Annotated in this window: 12 protein-coding genes and 3 pseudogenes; 9 read left to right on the top strand and 6 right to left on the bottom strand. The window is 32.4% G+C overall.

What is annotated here, in order from left to right; translation table 11 throughout:
* Nucleotides 1–140 precede the first annotated feature (140 nt).
* From DK405_RS15155 to DK405_RS09360, 3 genes and pseudogenes are all read left to right on the top strand, one after another.
* Complete coding sequence (locus DK405_RS15155; RefSeq protein WP_269459331.1) at nt 141–266, top strand: hypothetical protein; 126 nt, start codon at nt 141–143, stop codon at nt 264–266.
* A 234-nt stretch (nt 267–500) separates the two neighbouring features.
* On the top strand, nt 501–2,216 hold the full coding sequence (gene ltrA / locus DK405_RS09365) for a group II intron reverse transcriptase/maturase (RefSeq protein ID WP_109510691.1): 1,716 nt from the start codon (nt 501–503) through the stop codon (nt 2,214–2,216).
* A gap of 209 nt (nt 2,217–2,425) precedes the next feature.
* Nucleotides 2,426–2,883: pseudogene (locus tag DK405_RS09360) on the top strand (conjugal transfer protein TraD).
* A 69-nt stretch (nt 2,884–2,952) separates the two neighbouring features.
* Here DK405_RS09360 and DK405_RS14480 read toward each other — a convergent pair.
* The gene (locus tag DK405_RS14480; protein ID WP_064613241.1) at nt 2,953–3,819 is read right to left on the bottom strand and encodes a hypothetical protein; all 867 of its coding nucleotides are present in this window, start codon (nt 3,817–3,819) and stop codon (nt 2,953–2,955) included.
* Between the two features lie 200 nt (nt 3,820–4,019).
* Between DK405_RS14480 and DK405_RS15150 the strand changes: the two genes are divergently transcribed.
* From DK405_RS15150 to DK405_RS14475, 3 genes and pseudogenes are all read left to right on the top strand, one after another.
* Nucleotides 4,020–4,154, top strand: a complete 135-nt coding sequence (locus DK405_RS15150; RefSeq protein ID WP_258230711.1) for a hypothetical protein — start codon at nt 4,020–4,022, stop codon at nt 4,152–4,154.
* Between the two features lie 105 nt (nt 4,155–4,259).
* Nucleotides 4,260–5,768, top strand: a complete 1,509-nt coding sequence (locus DK405_RS09350; protein ID WP_064613243.1) for a tetratricopeptide repeat protein — start codon at nt 4,260–4,262, stop codon at nt 5,766–5,768.
* Between the two features lie 156 nt (nt 5,769–5,924).
* A pseudogene (locus DK405_RS14475) lies at nt 5,925–6,098 on the top strand (conjugal transfer protein TraD); the annotation flags it as partial.
* A 14-nt stretch (nt 6,099–6,112) separates the two neighbouring features.
* On the opposite strand, the gene DK405_RS09340 reads toward DK405_RS14475, so the two are convergent.
* Complete coding sequence (locus tag DK405_RS09340) at nt 6,113–7,039, bottom strand: Rpn family recombination-promoting nuclease/putative transposase (protein WP_064613245.1); 927 nt, start codon at nt 7,037–7,039, stop codon at nt 6,113–6,115.
* 372 nt (nt 7,040–7,411) lie between these two features.
* On the opposite strand from DK405_RS09340, the pseudogene DK405_RS09335 reads away from it, so the two are divergent.
* From DK405_RS09335 to DK405_RS09330, 3 genes and pseudogenes are all read left to right on the top strand, one after another.
* Nucleotides 7,412–9,013: pseudogene (locus tag DK405_RS09335) on the top strand (conjugal transfer protein TraG N-terminal domain-containing protein); the annotation flags it as partial.
* Nucleotides 9,000–9,134 carry a hypothetical protein gene (locus DK405_RS15145; protein ID WP_269459330.1) on the top strand — a complete coding sequence of 45 codons (135 nt, stop codon included), beginning with the start codon at nt 9,000–9,002 and terminating at the stop codon, nt 9,132–9,134. The pseudogene DK405_RS09335 and the gene DK405_RS15145, both read left to right, overlap by 14 nt.
* Before the next feature lie 5 nt (nt 9,135–9,139).
* Nucleotides 9,140–10,894: a type IV secretion system DNA-binding domain-containing protein gene (locus DK405_RS09330; RefSeq protein ID WP_109510690.1), complete on the top strand. Its 1,755-nt coding sequence runs from the start codon at nt 9,140–9,142 to the stop codon at nt 10,892–10,894.
* Nucleotides 10,895–10,903: 9 nt separating this feature from the next.
* On the opposite strand, the gene DK405_RS09325 is transcribed toward DK405_RS09330, so the two are convergent.
* From DK405_RS09325 to DK405_RS16260, 4 genes are all read right to left on the bottom strand, one after another.
* Complete coding sequence (locus tag DK405_RS09325) at nt 10,904–11,911, bottom strand: Rpn family recombination-promoting nuclease/putative transposase (RefSeq protein WP_064612548.1); 1,008 nt, start codon at nt 11,909–11,911, stop codon at nt 10,904–10,906.
* A gap of 51 nt (nt 11,912–11,962) precedes the next feature.
* Nucleotides 11,963–12,223: a hypothetical protein gene (locus DK405_RS14470; RefSeq protein WP_045912347.1), complete on the bottom strand. Its 261-nt coding sequence runs from the start codon at nt 12,221–12,223 to the stop codon at nt 11,963–11,965.
* Nucleotides 12,171–12,746 carry a toprim domain-containing protein gene (locus DK405_RS09320; protein WP_231967772.1) on the bottom strand — a complete coding sequence of 192 codons (576 nt, stop codon included), beginning with the start codon at nt 12,744–12,746 and terminating at the stop codon, nt 12,171–12,173. Before DK405_RS09320 ends, DK405_RS14470 begins: the two co-directional genes overlap by 53 nt.
* Before the next feature lie 334 nt (nt 12,747–13,080).
* Nucleotides 13,081–13,917 (bottom strand): conjugal transfer protein TraA, encoded by an 837-nt coding sequence (locus tag DK405_RS16260; RefSeq protein ID WP_081420560.1) that lies wholly within the window; start codon nt 13,915–13,917, stop codon nt 13,081–13,083.
* Between the last annotated feature and the right edge of the window lie 90 nt (nt 13,918–14,007).

The following is a 14,007-nucleotide window of genomic DNA, read 5'->3' as shown; positions in this document are numbered from 1 at the left end:
CCTTAGTTACCGCTATTGCGGTGCGAGATTGGTAACGGTCTTGTACTAAGCGCGATAGAAAGCCTAACTAAAGTACTAATCTGGATGGGAAATAGGGGCAAGGTAAAGTTAAAATTGGTTAAACGAAAGTGAATCTTCGTATGGAAAATATCGTCAATGCAGAAGCAGATACTCCAGATAAATTCTGTTATAAGGATAAAGCTGAAAAGCTTAGCTGTAAGAAGGAATACGCAGCCTTCTTTAAAAATGCCAGCTCCTCGGTATAAAGAAGATAACCAACTTAACGTCTCTCTGATGAGTGAAACATGGTAAGCCTATTATTAGGCAACTGATAGTAGGTAAGAGAGGTCTTAGAAAGCAAATGACACTAAGTCGAAAGACTACAGAAATTAATAACTGAGTGTATAGGCATTTATATGCTAATCAGAAATGATGCTAACTTAAGACTGGTGATTTACCCTAAATAGGTAAACAAGATTATGAATTAATTGGAAAAGTGAATGCTAAACGCAAATGTAACAATTGAGACTAAAGATAATTTCAAGAAAATCTATTGGCATTCAATAGACTGGAAAGAAATTATACAAAAGGTTAATAATCTTCGTAGACGTATTTATAGGGCATCTGCAAATGGTAATATGAAGTTAGTACGTAACTTACAAAGATTGATGTTAAAATCAAGAGCAAATAGGTTACTTGCTATAAGACGTGTTACTCAAATCAACAAAGGACGAAAAAGTCCTGGAATTGATAAAATAGTTGTTAAGACAGATAAAGAAAGGAGTCTGTTGATGGAAAAGTTAGCAGATAATAATCTATCATCTGTAAAACCGATTAAGCGTGTATACATACCAAAAAGTAATGGCGAATCTAGACCTTTAGGCTTGCCAACTATTGTGGATAGGTGTAGACAGGCTGTTGTAAAATCAGCACTTGAACCATATTGGGAAGCTAAGTTTGAAGGTTGCAGCTATGGCTTTAGACCTGGACGTAGCGCTCACGATGCAATACAGAGAATATCTGGTATTATTCGACATGGAACCAATAGAAATTGGATATTAGATGCTGATATTAAAGGAGCATTTGATAATATTGATCATAATTTTCTTTTGAAAATTATAGGAAATTTCCCTGCTCGTAATTGGATTCAAGCATGGCTTAAATCTGGTGTAATGCAGGATTATCAAATTATCAAAACAACAGCTGGTACTCCACAAGGTGGATTAATTTCTCCATTACTTTTAAACATAACTCTTCATGGAATGAGTGATATACTTAATATTATCTATAATAAGTATGATCACCTATATTCTAAATCCGAATATGCTTTAGTGAGATACGCTGATGATTTTGTCGTTTGCGCTAAGTCAGAAAGCTCATGTATCAGAGCCAAAAGTATTATTAATGATTGGTTAAGTATTAGAGGCTTAGAATTGTCAAAGGAAAAAACCAGGATACTTCATATTAATGAAGGTTTTGATTTCCTTGGATTTAATATTCGACAATATAAAACCAATAGTACAAGAAGAGGTGTAGCTCTACTAGTTAAACCGTCTAAAGACTCTATAAAGTCGTTTAAAAAACGAATGTCAATAGAATGGAAAAAAAGTTTCTCATGGAATATTGATAGAATAATTGATAATCTAAATTCTAAAATATTTGGATGGTGCAGTTATTTCAACAAAGTTGTGTCCAAGAAAATTTTTTCCAATTTAGACTGTTGGATGTGGATTCGACAAGCAAGATTTGCATGTAGAAAACATCCTAAAAAATCCTGGGAATGGCTTAAGAAAAAGTATTGGGGTCGCATTAAAGGCAGAAATGATAATTGGGTCTTTATGAATAAAGATCTATATCTATGGAAATTACAATGGACAACGATTAAACGACATATTCTTGTTAAAGGTAAATCTTCTCCTGATAATTCAAAACTTAGAGAATATTGGCATAAACGTCAGGCTGATAGCCCTAAGTATTTGTTTAAATCTAGGCAGATTCTTTGGCGTAGACAAAAGGGTAAATGTCTTGTTTGTTTTGATTTAATAGATAATGGTGAAAGTGTTCATGTACATCATATAACACCTATAAGATGTGGTGGCACTGACCATATTAACAATTTGTGCTTATTGCATGAAAACTGCCATCGACAAGTACACAGTAATCGCGGACAACTTATTGCAGCTGTTTGTAAATTGCTTGAGCCGTATGCGGAGTAATTCGCTTGTACGGTTCTTTGGGAGGAAAAGCGCTTCTGCGCTTACCTACCCGCTTAAGCTTATTCTTTAATGAAGCTTCTAACCTTGAATTCACGTTTTTTTGACTATAATTATTTGATGTTGGTTTGGTAGGCGCGGTTTTTTTTCTTTACTGGAATTGTATTTTGATATATTCTTGCCTGATTTTTTTATCTTTCTGAATTACTAACATGGCAAATCTTATGCAGCAAAAAATTACTCTTCAACAAAAAAAGGCTAGGCTAATCATGGATGAGGTTAACCTTAAAATTAAAGAACGTAAAATGCGTACTCGACGTCTTATCGAAATGGGTGGATTAGTTGCTCTAAAGCTAAGCTTGATCACTTATCAGCAAACACTTTATTTGGTGCTATTGTTTCACTAAAAGAAATTTTAACACAACATCCAAATGTTCAGGATCATTGGACTACAATAGGTAAAGATATTTTTGATAAAGAACAGCAAAATAAAGCTGCCGTGATTTTAAAATTTGCCTCTGAACCAGACGAAAACACTAAGCGCTACATTCGCCTTCATGGCTTAAAATGGAACAGTTTTCGTCAAGAATGGTGCGGCCATGTTAAGGATATTGAGGCCTTAAAGAATGGCCTTCTCAATGTTCAGTATAAACTTGAGCTTGTATCTTAAATAAGAAAAAAGTATCTATTAACAATAAAGATTATGATAAGAGGTATAGAGAATGTTGTAGAATAATGTTTATACAGCTTCAGCCTTTATTGCATCTTGACCTGATATTGGCAGTGCAGTGTCATCATATGCTGCTTCTTCATATTTACATGTCTTTGGATCTTCATAAAGATGTGCTTGTTCATCATTATCTAGGAAATCTGTTGGAATTTTTTCTGCATTTAAATTTTTAACACTAGTATTAGCATTTGTACCTACGTCTACACTGTTTACAGGCAAAGAACTGGTTTTATTTTTTGAGGAGCGCAAATGATATATTCCATATAATGCTATACATCCAGAGGCTGCTAGTACTGTTGGCACTATCCATGGAACTATTACACCTGCTACTGTTGCTGTAGCAGAAGTGAAAAAATTTTCCTCTTCAGGACTAGTTGTAACATTAACAAAATTTACACTAGAACTAACTGTCATGTCATCAAATGTTGCTTTGCTATAGGTAGTATTAGCAAAAAAATTCTCCCAAACTTCTGTTAAATATTCTGTACAGTTGCTAATTTTACAGTAGCTAACACAACAATGATCAGTAATCTTCCTACTACAAGCAGATACATTACTAGGTGTGAATATTTCCTGAGTGGTACACTCCTTAATGCTTGTTAACAGGCTAGATGGCCAAGGTTTCATAATGAGTGTTGTGTTGCTATTATGGCTGTTAACACATACATCACGAACAACAGAATCTGTTCCAGTACCACATAGTAACCTAGGCTCTATCCTATGAATAACTGAAGATGTATACTTAATTGCAGTCATTGCACATGCAGTTGTAGATTCACGCACATATTTGTTGGCTAAATACTTAGCACACTCAACTACAGATCCAAAGTGCGCTTTTGCTGATGTAATGTTGTCTATTATGATAGTACTGTTCATAATCACCTTATATTTTTAATTGTTATTATGATTGTAAAGTTTATTGCTAACTGTTGTCAATTATTTGTTAAATTATTAGCATTAAGCTCACAGTATGTTTGTTTTTAAACTATAGTCATTGCGAATGACTATATATGTACAGCTAGCAACATCAGTACTGATAGAAAATATAGAGTAAGAATTTTAGAATAACATAACTGATGGTAATAATAAAAAAAATAAAGAATTTTGATGAAATCTCTGATAGTATTAAAAATAAGGCTGTAAAAAAGAAAATTTGTAACAGCACATTTGATTTAGCAATTATCACAGCTAATCAAAAATTTAAAGGGTAATTTTTATAAATCATATGAAATATATGACAGTATTATTAATACAGTTACATCTGTTGCATCAAAATAATCTGCTCATATAACAGTATTTAATTTTAGGGTAAAGATATGCTAGCAAACAAATATTTTAGTAAAGGGAATTCATTTTTTCAGTTAAGAAAATATCAAGAAGCAATTAAAAATTATGATGTAGCTATTAAGTGTAATCCAGATTTTATAGAAGCTTATATGAATAAAGGAATTGCTTTAAGGGAATTAGGACAATATCAAAAGGCAATAGAAATTTTTGATACAGCTATTAGATATGAACCAGATTTGGCAAAAGCTTATTATGCTAAAGGACTTTCTTTATACGAACTAGGACAATATCAAGAGGCAATAAAGAATTTTGATATAGCTATTAAGTATAAACCAGATTTTGCAGAAGCTTATGTTAATAAAGGAATGGCTTTAAAGGCATTAGCACAACATCAAAAGGCAATAGAAATTTTTGATACAGCTATTAGATATGAACCAGATTTGGCAGAAGCTTATTATTCTAAAGGACTTTCTTTATACGAACTAGGACAACATCAAGAGGCAATAAAGAATTTTGATATAGCTATTAAGTATAAACAAGATTTTGCAGAAGCTTATGTTAGTAAAGGAATGTCTTTAAGGGCATTAGCACAATATCAAGAAGCAATAGAGAACTTTGATTTAGCTATTAAGTACAAACCAGATTTTACACTAGCTTATTATTCTAAAGGATTTTCTTTATCCGAACTAGGACAACATCAAGAGGCAATAAAGAATTTTGATACTGCTATTCGATACAACCCAAATGATGCAGAAGCTTATTATTCTAAAGGACTTTCTTTATACGAACTAGGACAACATCAGGAAGCAATAAAGAATTTTGATACTGCTATTCGATACAGACCAGATGATGCAGAGGCTTATGTTAATAAAGGAATATCTTTAGACGAATTAGGACAATATCAGGAAGCAATTAAAAATTATGATCAAGCTATTCAATATGATTCAACTAATCTAGGTATTTATATTAATAGAGGAGTTTCTTTATGCGAACTTGGACACCATCAAGAGGCAATAAAAAATTATGATGTAGCTATTAAGTATAAACCAGATTTGGTAGAAGCTTATGTTAATAAAGGAGAGTCTTTGAAGGCATTAGGGCACCATCAAGAGGCGATTAAAAATTATGATATAGCTATTAAGTATAAACCAGATTTTGCACTAGCTTATGTTAATAAAGGAAATGCTTTGAAAAAGCTTGATAAGCTACTAGAAGCAATTGAAAATTATGATCAAGCTATTAAGTATAAACCAGATTTACCAAATGCTTACAATAATAAAGGAACTGCTTTATGTACACTAGAACAATATCAAGATGCAATAGAGAATTTTGATTTAGCTATTAAGTATAAACCAGATTTTGCACTAGCTTATGTTAATAAAGGAGCTGCTTTGAAGGAATTAGGGCGACATCAAGAAGCAATGGAAAGTTGTGAACTGGCTGTTAAATATGATTATGATGATGAGTACGCATACCAGTTAGCAAATGAACTTGCAAAAAAATTAAAAAAAAGCAATCTCCACATCATAACTGATTAATTTTTAGAATCAAGGTACAGAGTCACATGTTCATAAGTTAAGAATGTTTTATTATTCTAGATTATAGACTATATATCAAAAAATATTCCTAAATATTAAGAGATATAGTCTTAAATCTTAGAGTTCAAAAAATAATGCTACTTTTTTTTGAACCAGCTATCTTTACATCCAAATGTTCAGAATCATTGGACTACAATCGGTAAAGATATTTTTGATAAAGAACAGCAAAATAAAGCTGCTGTGATTTTAAAATTTACCTCTGAACCAGACGAAAACACTAAGCGCCACATTCGCCTTCATGGCTTAAAATGGAATAGCTTTCGTCAAGAGTTGTATATTCATTATTATTTTACACTATTTTTTAAATTTAATACTTCTTGTATTGATAAATTCGTATATTCAGCAATTGTCTCAACTGATAATTCAGATTTCAATAATTTTATTGCCAAATCTTTTTTTGCTTTAGCTTCACCGAGCTTTATGCCTTCAGCTTTACCTTCAGCTTTACCTTCAGCTTTACCTTCAGCTTTAGCGCGTTCGAGTTTATAATCTTCTACTGCTTTATTATCCCATATACGCTTTAACTCTTGTTCATAGGTTATTAGTTCGTCTTCACTCCAATTAAACTGATCTAATGCCTCATACGCTTTTTTTATTATTAAATCTTTACCTATTATTTTATTATATCCATCTAATGTTGTTTCTTTTGCATGTTTAAAAAAATAGCACCACTTCTCTGTTATATCATTTAACTCTTCCACTCTATTTTTTTTAAATTTTGGTAATTCTATAAAGGTAAATGAAAAGTCCTTTAGATCATGCTCATATGTCTTTTTATCCAGTATTACATGCCTTGATATATAGTCTTCTTTGTTTGGAAACAATTTATAATCTGCTATAGCTATAAATATAACTTCCTTTAGGTCTGAGTATTTTCCTTCCTTTCCTCTATTTGGTTGCCTGCCATATGCTTTTGCTGCATAATACTGTGCTCTTTTTTCAAATCCTTGTGTAGGATCTACTTGCATTTCTATTATATATTGCGTTCCATTTTTATCTTTACACAAAACATCTACTATTGATTCTTTTTTTGACGCTATGTCTGCATCTAATATCGTTCCTAAAAACTCTACTTCTGTTATTTCTCTATTCCCTTCAAACAACAATATATCGTTCAGAAAATGTATTAGTATGTCCTTGTTTTTTTCTGATCCAAATATCTTTTTAAATGCTACATCATTCTTTGGATCTAGAAATCTTGATAAATGCATATATTTTTCATATTTTCTATTCTTTTTAAATTATACAACAAAATAACTTACATGAACATTATTAATTATAAGATGTTATATAGGTAACATTGGTCTTCTAAGGCAGATGGTATCAGGTTTACCATAAATTTTTTTTTCTACCTATTTTCTACCTATTTTCTACCTATTTTCTACCTATTTTCTACCTATTTTCTACCTATTGCTTTAATTTTTTTGTAATATTGACAAATATTGAAAATATATTTATAGCTAAAGTTGAAGATTAATTATAAATATTAACAAAAGTTAACAGAAGTTAATAGCAGGTTCTATAAAGCGCAGAAGTTAACAAAAATTAACCTTTTTCTTTATATTTGATATGTCTTTGCAGCTTTACCTATAGGTATAGCAATGTTTGCTTCTCTTTCATCGCAAACGAGTTACTTTGTGTCCAAAATGTTGGAAAATCATCTTTTACCGGCTTATGAAGGACTATCGAGCAGAAAAACTGGTATTATGTTTGGAGCTAAGGCTGTAGCTAAGATTCGAGATGTGCAAATACATGATCCAGTAACTTTAACTAATACTAAGGAATTTCTTAGACAATGCTTTATGAAGCCTTACATCATAGGTAATATTCTAGGTAAAAAAGCAGCTGCTCAACAAACTAATGATATCATAGGATTTATCGAGCAGAATATACCTAATAATTTCGGTATTTATTATCGCGAACCGAGTAATTTAGGTATTAGTTTCAAGACATACAGACAAGCTACTCCATTGATTAAAGCAGCAATTCATAAAGAATTAAATGAAGGGCTTCTAACAAAGTTCGCAGCAGCGATTGGAGTTCAATCTGATCAGTCAAGCATGTTAAGTCAAAGACTAAAAGTCATGACTGGCGACACACTAAAATATTTACAGAGAGAGCAACAAGATATTCATGAATGGATGAAGCAAGCTATGCTACTTAATGCTAATCGTGAGTCATATGATGACTGGCGTGAGAAGTTTTCATTATCACGAATTTATCCTAATCTGGTGAGTATGCATGCAATCAGAGGGCTCTTTCAAAAATCATTTTCGTATCTAGTCGCTGGGGAAATGGCTGCTCACATGATGCCTATTTTACAATCTGTTTTTTTTGCATTAGTAGTTTCAATGATCTTTATTGTATTTCCAATGGGCTTACTGCCTGGTGGTTACAACATACTCAAAACATGGATTCTATTAATAATATGGGTCAGCAGCTGGCCAGTATTTTTTACAATAATCCATTGTCTAGGAATGATCAGCTTATCCAGTAAATCTGGAGCTTTCGGTAGTGATTATGGTCTGAATATGCTATCGCAAGGAAGCTTTGCAGAGATGATTTTATATAGCTATGCGACGTTTCAAATGCTTGCATCATCAATACCAATGCTTTCTTGGTCAGTGATAAAAGCTTGCGCTCATGCTACAGCTAACTTAGCCAGCCAGTTCTCTCCTATACAAGTTGCTAGCAGCTTAGGAAGTAATATAGTCGACAATAACTTGAGTATGGATAATTACAGCATAGGCAATAGAACTATTTCTCAACAAAACCTAGCTCCTTCATTACATATGGCTGCTATTATCAATGATGGTAGTATAAAAGTCACTACAACGGATGATGGTCGACAAATTATAAATAAAAACGTAGATTTATTATTAGATAACTACCGCTCTTCTGCACTGCTACAATCTGGATATCAAAACCAGTTTGTGCGTTCACAGAGCAATCTTGATTCACTGACAAAAAAAGAGTCCAATCTTATTTCAACAGGAAACTCCATTACCATGGAAATAGCCGACAGGATAACTCATGATGAAGCTCTGTATATAGGTCTAACTGAGAGTGAATACCAAGCTCTGCAGAAGGTTGGTTCTAGTAGCATTGCTACTACTGAGTATACAGGTACTAGCCACAGTAAAAGTAGTAGTACTAGTACTAGTGCTGGAGGTGGGGTGTGGTGATTTAATACTAAATATCATTGCAGAACATGAAACAATGTTAAAAAGGTTAACAGAATTGAAGAATTTTACTGGAGTAAAAGAGTATGAGCAAAAACTACAGATATTGAAAAAATACTCTTGAGATAGATGAATTTTCAGAATCAAGGAAATTTCACCAGGGGCTCGCAGTTATTTGCCCATAAGTTAAGAATGTTTGGGCAAGGTAGTACCAACGTTTTTATAATTGGATTAGGATTATCGATATTCTGGATTATATGTCGATTATATCAAAAAGTTTTTCTGAGCAGCTTGTATTATTTTGCAATTGAAAGATATGTGCAGCTTAAGCTAGCAATTGGTGAGCATTTTTATGATATCGATCAAATAGGCATTAAGTTTTATAGTTTAAGGTTTAAAAAATGGATGCACCTCAATGCTCAAGACTTTTTGCATGAGTTTTATACAAGCCAACATGGATTTAAAATACAGCAATTATTGGAATTCTTAATTAATTCAGCATTGTTAGAAGGATTAATTGTTTTTGCTATTGGTGTGATAATCTCAATTGTTTTCTTTACAGCTCAAGGTAAAAAAACGATTATTAAGGCCAAAATTAGAGGTGCTGATTTTGTAGGATACAAATGCTTAGCCAAAATGCTAAAAAGAGCTAAAAAGGCCTCTAAAATCCGTTTTGGAGGCTTACCATTAGTAAAGAATAGTGAAAGATTACACATTCTGATTACTGGAACAACAGGTACCGGTAAAACTAATATGCTTAACGAACTGCTACCACAAATTCGATTACATAAGGATCGAGCAATAATTGTAGACACAACTGGAACTTTTATTGATAGATTTTTTGACTCTAAATGTGATAAACTGCTTAATCCTTTTGAAAAAAATAGTGAACAATGGTTGCCTTGGAATGATTGTTTTGAAGCAGCTGATTTTCATGATATAGCGAGTAGTTTTAGTAATTATACTCCTAAACTTGATGACTTTTTTGCTAAAAATGCTGAATTAGTCTTGTCTGAAGCATTGAAGCTATATAAGGATGATAAAGATATCATAAAACTAATTCATACAATCATTTACTCTGATAATAGACAATTTGCAAAAGCTTTTAGAAACACAGCTGTATCAGGTATTATAAGCGAAAGCGCGCTCGAAACTTCTGCAGGAATTCAATCTACTCTTGGAAAGAATATTACTTCGCTACAATATTTAAAGCCTGGAGGTAGTTTTAGCATCAAGGAATGGTTTAGTAATTCAAATGAAACTGGCTGGCTATTTATCACAGCTAACCCAAATCAAAGAGCTACTTTATGCCCACTTATTTCAGCATGGATAAGCATAGCTATCAAAGCTTTGATGTGTAGAAATCCTAATCATGATAACAAAAACATGTGGTTTATACTTGATGAACTGCCAGCTCTACAAAAAGTTTCGTCTTTACCAGTTGCTTTGGCTGAAAGTAGAAAGTATGGAGGCTGCTTTGTTGCTGGATTGCAGAACATTCATCAATTAGAAGCAATATATGGGGCTGCTGAATGTGCTTCTATGCTGGATTTGTTTAATAGTAAATTTATTTTTCGAGTTAGCGATCAGGTTACAGCTTATAAGTCAGCATTAACACTAGGTGAACAAGAAATTATTGAAACTCAAGAGAACTTGTCATATGGATCAAATACTATGCGAGATGGAGTAAATATGAATAATGTTGAGCGTAAAAAGATTTTAGTTATTCCATCTGAAATTATGAACCTACCAGACCTTACATGTTATGTAAAGCTTGCCGGTAACTTTCCCATCACAAAACTAACTATGCAGCTACAAAACTTAAATACAGCTTTTGTTTGTGAATATAAATTGCTCAAAAAACTTAAGTTAGTAGAGTATTAATTCGAAAAATTAATACTCTATGTTATTTTTTAAATTAACCACTTCTTCTTTTGACAATCCGGTATTTTCAGAAATAAATTCAACTGAAAAGCCAGCTTTTAATAAGTTCCTTGCAAGCTCTTGTTTAGCCTTTACTTCACCAATCTCTATGCCTTCAGCTCTGCCTTCAGCTCTGCCTTTAGCTATGCCTTTAATCTCACCAATCTCTATACCTTCAGCTCTGCCTTTAGTCTCACCAATCTCTATACCTTCATCAATATATTTTGCAGCAATAGTTCTCATAATATTACTTTTTTCTTCTTCAGATAAATACTTAGCCAGAACCTGCTCTAATTCTGGTTGCTGACTCTCTAGTAATTTAGTATCAGTATACCATAAAAATGATCGTAGGTAAATATAGCCTTTTTCTTTGTCAAGTATTAAAACATGTTTGAACTTTATTAGAAACTCTTCCCAAAGCTTTAACATATCTCGTTGATGAATGTGCTTTAGCATATATTCGAGCATTCCGATATGCTTTTTCCTAACAATTTCATCATTCGACATACTTTGCAAATCGACTAATTGATAGTCAGAAGTCATTAATTGCTTAGCTATCATTGAATCGGTAAATAAATCCCACAAATTCCTAGGTGCTTTGTAGACCTCTTTGCCGTTGTAGATCACTAAATTATACACTAATGGTAATTTAGTTTTTTCTTTCTTATGCCTTTCGCACAATAACAATGTGTATCTCCATAACCGCAGAGCTGTCCAATAATCGACGGTTGATTGAGCTTCAATTAATATATAAATAAAAGCATTGCCATGCTTTTTGGTTGCAACTCTATAGACGATATCGCTGTATTTTTTCTTTAACGATTCTTCTATATAACTCTCTTGCTCTACTTTTATTTGTGATAAATCTATTAAACTCTTGAAATCGCTTGGTAAATAATACTCTAGAAATTCTTGTGCAGCCACTGGATCACTCATGATTGTCTTTGCCAATGAATCATGCTTTAATTGTTTTGTCATATTTTTTCACTCTATAGTTTTTTAAATAAAAAATGCTGTGTCATACTCTGCCTAGTGTTTCGGACATAATCCTGGTTGTATATTAGTTTGTATTGATTCAATTTTTTCATTAAGTTTTCTTATTTCAGGGCTGATAATATTTCTAACAGCATATAATCCTTGAGTTTTTAATACATTATTGAAGTCATTTTTGACTGTGCAGACTACTGCTTCCTTATCCTCCAGAACTTTTTCAGCTTTTTCAGTATTTACGTCATTTTTAACTGCTAGAATGATCTTTTCTTTTGGGCCAGGATTTTTGAGTCTCTTCATCAAAAACCATATTTGCCCTTAAATTAGGATTATTAAAGATTTTTGAACTATAAATTCCTGTATGGTTTTCTAGATATTTATTAACTACTATCGTTTCCACCTTAGCTTCCTCTTCTTGTTTAAAGTAGTATAGAGATGACGATTTATTATACAATTCTTTAACATTCGTAATATCATTTTGTTTTGCTATACTATTATTTTCTGTTTGAGTAAGTTTGGTTGTTTCAACTGCCTTAGTCAGTTTAGTAATTTCAGGTTCTATAATGTCTCTAATTGACTGGTCTCCACAACTTTGCAACAGAGTATTAAAATCACCATTTTCTGGTGGTTTGACTATACAAGTTATCGCTCTCTTCATTTCTAACGTTTTTGCAGCTTTAATTACAGTATTATTAGTTATAGGATTTTTGCTATCATTATCTGCTGCAATGATGATTTTTTCACCAGGAAATGGTGAATAATTTCTCAAATTCGCAATTCCTGCACTAGCAATGATATTACCTTTAATGCCTGATTGCTGCAAGCTCAATGCTGTTTCAGCGCCTTCTGCTATAATTGTTATATTAGGGTCATTCGCATTTCGTTTTGCTATTGTTATAAATGATCCGCTGATTTTACCTATTGTTTTACGGTATAAATATTTGCTATTTTTACCGTTTGAATTATAATTTTATTGCTAAGTGATTGTTGAGATAGTTTTCTAACAGATGCAGATCTTCAAAATTCCAGCGCTTCCAATATTCTCTTAGCAAGGCATAATGCGAATTACAAAAATCGCTTTCGGTTATCATTTTTTATCTCATTTTGTAATTCGCCCTGTGAATGAATAGCTTACATTCAATTTCAAATCTTCAGCACTACCGTCTAAGTCCAATTTTTTGAGCTATGTCAGTTTTCACCACTTGTTCAGACTCTGTTTTTACGTTCTGAGTATTAATTAACTTCATGATTTCAGGTATCATAAGCTCCTTAACAGCTATTGCTCCTTTATTTTTTAGCATTTCGTTAAAATCTTCACCTTCTGAATGAATTACGATGCTAGTAATTGCTCCTTTCCTTGTCAGTACTTTTACAGCCTCGTTTATAGTGCTTACATATTCTTTATTTTGTTTATCATTATTTGCAGCTATAAGAATCTTTTCTCCTTGAAATGGCTGATAATACTTTAAATTATTTACATTTGAGCTATATACCATTCTGCTATCAATGCCAGCTTCCTGAAAACTTGATATCGTTTTTCCTTCTGCTGACAGAATGGTTACATCATAATCATATTGTCTTTGTTCTTTGATTTGCATAAACAATGGAGTAGAAATATCTTTGGTGGTGCATTGCTTTATGCTATTCTCTTGCTGGACTTTTTCTACTTTAGCTTCTTGCTCTGGTTTAGCGGTAAAATGATAATATTCTTCATTCACATGAGATCTATCATTGATATCATTGATTATAGACTTAAACCAGTTTTCAACTTTACTAAAAACTTTACTAAAAACAGTTGTCTTTGTCCCTTCTTTCTCCAAATCATGAGCAGTTTTTAGAGTTATGCTAGCTGATTTATCATTTGGTCTGCTGAGCTGATTTATTAAACTGTTAATGCTTACAGTAGCTTTCTTATTGCAATATAGCTGCAACTTCTCTATATGCCTTGTCATAGCTACGTATGAGCTGCTTATATTACTTATTCCATTATGCAAAACGTATACATCTTTTATAGAAGCTCCCTGAGCCTTATAAACAGTACTTGCATAGCCATGTTTAAATTGTATTTTACTAGGATCAAAACT

The organism is Orientia tsutsugamushi (assembly GCF_900327275.1).
Classification (GTDB): Bacteria; Pseudomonadota; Alphaproteobacteria; order Rickettsiales; family Rickettsiaceae; genus Orientia; species Orientia tsutsugamushi.
Note: the sequence above shows the minus strand (reverse complement) of the source record. Positions and strands in the feature narration are given on the sequence as shown.

Bases quoted from the DNA above. Each gene is read 5' to 3' on its own strand.
- DK405_RS15150 (WP_258230711.1), top strand. From the start codon at position 4,020: ATGGTAATAATAAAAAAAATAAAGAATTTTGATGAAATCTCTGATAGT.
- DK405_RS09330 (WP_109510690.1), top strand. From the start codon at position 9,140: ATGAATTTTCAGAATCAAGGAAATTTCACCAGGGGCTCGCAGTTATTT.
- DK405_RS14480 (WP_064613241.1), bottom strand. From the start codon at position 3,819: ATGAACAGTACTATCATAATAGACAACATTACATCAGCAAAAGCGCAC.
- DK405_RS14470 (WP_045912347.1), bottom strand. From the start codon at position 12,223: ATGAAGAGACTCAAAAATCCTGGCCCAAAAGAAAAGATCATTCTAGCA.
- DK405_RS09325 (WP_064612548.1), bottom strand. From the start codon at position 11,911: ATGACAAAACAATTAAAGCATGATTCATTGGCAAAGACAATCATGAGT.
- DK405_RS09340 (WP_064613245.1), bottom strand. From the start codon at position 7,039: ATGCATTTATCAAGATTTCTAGATCCAAAGAATGATGTAGCATTTAAA.
- DK405_RS09350 (WP_064613243.1), top strand. From the start codon at position 4,260: ATGCTAGCAAACAAATATTTTAGTAAAGGGAATTCATTTTTTCAGTTA.
- ltrA (WP_109510691.1), top strand. From the start codon at position 501: ATGCTAAACGCAAATGTAACAATTGAGACTAAAGATAATTTCAAGAAA.
- DK405_RS15155 (WP_269459331.1), top strand. From the start codon at position 141: ATGGAAAATATCGTCAATGCAGAAGCAGATACTCCAGATAAATTCTGT.